The sequence below is a fragment of the Nostoc flagelliforme FACHB-838 genome, from assembly GCF_014698065.1.
Lineage (GTDB): Bacteria > Cyanobacteriota > Cyanobacteriia > Cyanobacteriales > Nostocaceae > Nostoc > Nostoc flagelliforme_B.
On sequence record NZ_JACJSI010000592.1, the window covers coordinates 1 to 2,774 of the forward strand.

At 42.2% G+C, this 2,774-nt stretch carries 3 protein-coding genes and 1 pseudogene; all 4 read left to right on the plus strand.

What is annotated here, in order from left to right:
* Nucleotides 1-202: 202 nt before the first annotated feature.
* A pseudogene (locus tag H6G97_RS49325) lies at nucleotides 203-343 on the plus strand (IS4-like element ISSysp3 family transposase); the annotation flags it as partial.
* An 835-nt stretch (nucleotides 344-1,178) separates the two neighbouring features.
* Nucleotides 1,179-1,421, plus strand: coding sequence for a twin-arginine translocation signal domain-containing protein (locus H6G97_RS54445; protein ID WP_242056176.1), 243 nt, complete (start codon nucleotides 1,179-1,181; stop codon nucleotides 1,419-1,421).
* A 66-nt stretch (nucleotides 1,422-1,487) separates the two neighbouring features.
* On the plus strand, nucleotides 1,488-1,973 hold the full coding sequence (locus tag H6G97_RS54450; protein ID WP_242056178.1) for a molybdopterin-dependent oxidoreductase: 486 nt from the start codon (nucleotides 1,488-1,490) through the stop codon (nucleotides 1,971-1,973).
* A 114-nt stretch (nucleotides 1,974-2,087) separates the two neighbouring features.
* Complete coding sequence (locus tag H6G97_RS54455) at nucleotides 2,088-2,447, plus strand: molybdopterin-binding protein (RefSeq protein WP_242056177.1); 360 nt, start codon at nucleotides 2,088-2,090, stop codon at nucleotides 2,445-2,447.
* The last annotated feature ends 327 nt before the right edge of the window (nucleotides 2,448-2,774 follow it).

Here is a 2,774-nt window from a genome sequence, read left to right on the forward strand (position 1 = left end):
TTTGTTGCTATAAGCATTGACTGACAAGCCTTTTCGCTGCTTTCTTTCCCACTATCTACTTCTCTCTGGGCTGATTTTTCTCTTGTTCCTCGATTACTGAATCGGTGTTCTAGGCGAGAAGCCTGACGGCATGGCTTTGCTTACCGCAGATTAAATGAGCGTGCAATGTCGATAGGCTATGCTCTAAGTCTTGGATAAGGCATTATCCGTATATGCTGTTTATGCCACAGAAATTAATTGTCCCGAAGGTGAAACACCTGTAGAATGGATGTTGCTCACCACAGAAGTTGTTGCAGATATCCAGACAGCTTCTCTGATTTTACACTGGTATACGTATCGTTGGCTTTAGTTTTCCTGATATTCCTTCCACGCTTTGCAATCGGATTGAACTTAAGTGACTCAGTTGAACCAGGTAATACTGTTAGTACCTTTGTTGTCAATGATATAGTTACTGCTCGTCAAAGCCTGACTGAAAAAGGAGTCTCATATCATGTTCGGCAAATCACTTATAATATGTCATTGCGAATGCAACGAAGTGGAATGAAGCAATCGCAAAGGTTTGGGATTGCCGCGCTACCCTCGCAATGACATAAGTATTAAGTCGAACATGATATCACTTGGGCCAATTACAGATGTCGGTCATGGAGTGCAATTATCCACTTCCAAGGATATTGACGGAAATTTGTTAGGGTTTAGGCAAAATCCGCAGGAATAACCTGGATTTACACCTAAATCGGGGAATTAGGCAGGGATATGATTTCATTTGCAATTTAACCTAACTGCCTTAGTGGTGGATCAGCCTAGATAACTTGTAAAACGAATCTTGACCCAAGATTTCCCACTTACACCCCACTCATCACTCCAATAGCCCACATCAGCAGGGCTTTCGGCAATATTCGTGAGAATCGATTAGGGAGGTGATGGAAGCCAGGAATTTATTTCCATTTATCACCCAAAATGGAATAATTTTTCATAAGACTGTGTATATTTGCTTTTTTCGAGTAAATATACGTGTAAAGTTTTTATAGTAATTAGATCATGGATGTTATTAAGGAAAATTATTTATGGAAAGCATTGAAGTAAACCTCAAAGTAGATCAACGAGATAATTAGTTTTTAAATCTTAATAATTCCCTATAGTTCTAAATTGTAATAACTTTAATAAGAGAGGTATTAAGTATGGCTAAAAAAGAGCTAGTCAACGAAAAGCTTTACGATCTGGCAAGAGCTGATGAATTTGTTGGGCAACGAGCAAAATTGCTTGGAATTTCCCGCCGCCGTCTAGTGCAATTATTAGCGGCTGGCGCTAGTGCAGCGACTGTCGGGCTTTTACCTTCACTTGACAAGGCCAACAGAGCTCAGGCACAGACAGCTAAACCCTCACCTATTATCAAGCCAACCCCACCAGAGTTTTTCGTTTAGAATGGCACTAATTTGGAAATGCGCTGGGAAGCTTTATACGGACGAGGATATCTCATCCCAACTGCCATGTTTTTTGTCCGCAATAACAATCCCACCCCTAATATCGATCTAGCAACCTGGCAGTTAAGGATTGAAGGCTCCGGCGTTAAACGTCCGCGTACATTTACTTACGATGAAATTCTCTCTATGCCTTCAGTTTCGGTGATCCGTGCCATTGAATGTGCTGGTAATGGCAGAAACTTCTTTCAAAAGTCTCACAGTGAAAAGATAGAAGGCACTCCTTGGAATCTAGGAGGTATAGGGGTGGCTGAGTGGACCGGCGTTTTGTTGGGCGATGTGTTGAAACGAGCAGGACTCAAGCCCACAGCCCGTGATGTTATGCCTATTAGCTTAGATGAAAAGAAAATCCAACGTCCTTTCTCCATTGAAAAGGCACTAGAAGAAGACACCCTTTTAGTCTATGCAATGAACGGAGATATTCTTCCCATCGATCACGGATTTCCAATTCGGGTCTTAGTTCCGGGCTGGGTGGGGATTGCTCACACCAAATGAGTTGGTAGCATTCGCGTTTCAGAGACGCCCCTATTTTCTGAATATAACACAAAGAAGTATGTCTTAATTGGGCAAGACTACCCTGTTTCAGAGGACTTAAAAGCCAAAGGAGTCATGGGACAAGTCTTGAGGGAGCAGAAAGTTAAAAGTGCCTTTGAATTACCTTGGGATGGTGAAATAGTAACTGGAAAACGTCTTGTTCGCGGACGTTCCTGGTCAGGTGAAGGGAAAATTACTTTTGTTGAAGTCAGTTTAGACGATGGTAAAACCTGGAGCAAAGTCAGTCTACGAGAACCCAATATTACCAAAGCATGGGTGCGATGGGATTTAGAATGGGATGCACGTCCAGGTCGCTATGGTTTACGTGCTCGCGCCACCGACGACCAAGGCAATACTCAACCTGACAAGATTCCTTTTAACAAAGAAGGTTATAGCCATTGGGCTGTCGTGACCCATCCAATCAAAGTTGTCTAAAAGGCAATGCGACCTTTTCTTTCTTTATTCATCACTTGGAAACAATTACGGTTATTCAGCAAGGCTGCGAGGAACTCAACGCTGGTAGTGAAGTTTAAAATTTAAAGCGTTCACTGACAGTGGGCACTTACACCATCGCACAATAATTGCATCTGCTCACATTGCGAATCAATAGAGCTTTTTCGTCATAAATACGCTGTTCGGATCTTCAATATATAGCGGTTCTCGCTTGAGTGAAATACAAAATGTGGGAGGATGAACAAAGTCAACAGCAAAGTGCATCTGGTATGAAAGCATACTCCATTGACCTCCGCCAAAAAGTAATTG